Origin of the sequence: Roseicyclus sediminis (assembly GCF_025515305.1) — a bacterium.
GTDB lineage: Bacteria > Pseudomonadota > Alphaproteobacteria > Rhodobacterales > Rhodobacteraceae > Roseibacterium > Roseibacterium sediminis.
Map to the genome: position 1 here is coordinate 1 of NZ_JAOPHT010000035.1, position 1,480 is coordinate 1,480.

General features: G+C 63.2%; 1 protein-coding gene. It reads right to left on the reverse strand.

From position 1 onward, the window contains the following. Positions 1-285: 285 nt before the first annotated feature. The gene (locus N8I71_RS20570) at positions 286-1,089 is read right to left on the reverse strand and encodes a LytTR family DNA-binding domain-containing protein (protein WP_262879922.1); all 804 of its coding nucleotides are present in this window, start codon (positions 1,087-1,089) and stop codon (positions 286-288) included. Between the last annotated feature and the right edge of the window lie 391 nt (positions 1,090-1,480).

Below are 1,480 nucleotides of genomic sequence, written 5' to 3' on the forward strand. Positions count from 1 at the left end.
GTGCCATGGCAGATGCGCTAAACGCTCGGGGTATGATGACCCGTCGGGGAGGACGGTGGCACGTGTCGAACGTCAGGAACCTGCTGGCGAGACTTGCCATCTCGTAAGAACGAGCCCCGGAGCGGACGTTCGTCCTTGGGGCAGCGGACGACCGCTAGGAGCCCGTTGCGGAAACGGCCCATGAGAAGCCCTCGCAAATGCAGCGTGAACGCCACTGGCCCCGACGGCTGCGGGTTCCTTCCGACACGCCCAGATCTTCTCTGCGGTCATCCCGGGACTGACGGTTCAGGGCATTCGGTCCCTTGCGGAGAGTTCGGATCGCAGCCGAGCCAAATTGGGGCGACTGACAGGCAGGAGACGACCGTCATCGAGGCGGACGGCAACCCGGCTGTCATCGCGCACCACCTCGCGGACGGCATCGAGGGCGACCCAATGCGAGCGATGGATCTGCATTCCCCGGTAGCCGTCGAGTTCGGCGACCGCATCAGACATGCGTTTCAGGATAAGCGCAGCCCCGCGGCGGGTGACGACCTCGAGATAGTGGCCCTGCTTGGACAGCGATACGAGACCATGCCGCAGGGCGGGGTCGATGGAACGAAGAAAAGAGGCGCTAGGGGGTAGCTGTCCGCTTGCGCGAGACCCATCCTCATTCCATGCCCTGACCGGAGTGGGCGGCTCGGCTCCGACCGCTACGCTGCGCAATGCCTTGCGGTATTCCACGAAACTGACGAGCACGGCGACGCCACCGACCAGCAACCAGACCCGCAGGGCGAACATTGGCCCGGGTGAATAGCCCCTCATGAAATACTCAAGGGCGAGCACCACGACCGTCGCAGGAAACGACCCGAGGAAGACCGCTGCCCCGAAGCGCACCCAGGCCGGAAGGTCCAGGATCGGATAGGTCAGCGCCACGATCAGCAGAACTTCCATTATGAGGCCGCAACCAAGGATGGCCGTCCCCCAATACACCAGGCGCTCGAAAATCGTGAGATCCTCATAGGTGCCGAAGGGACCTGCCAATGTCGCGCCGACCATGAGGATGGCGACGGTCACGGCCTTCTTTCGCAGATTGATCGGGAGCGTCGACATGGCCCGCCCGTCAAATTTTTTGCAGCGCATGCAATTCACGCTTCGCGAATGGTAGGTCCGGTCGATTGGTGAATTCAAGTTGCCAGTTCGCGAAAAAGGCTTCGTCCGCTGAGGGCGCCATCGCGTTAGCTTGCGACTGCAGCCTGGCGTTCGGCCCATTTCCCATATGCCGTTCGCCCGGGGGCACCGACGGATGCGGAATCCGGCGCGTCGGTCCAAGCGATGCCAAGGCAGTCGGGTTGCCCGGCTATGGTTGGCCGAGTGGATCGATGACGAGTTCCGACGGCGGTTTTTCACGAGGAAGGATCACGACATGACAACACGCATCGCATGGATCATCGCCGCCGCCCTGGCGCTCGGGCTCGGCGGGCCGGTGGCGGCTCAGCAACGA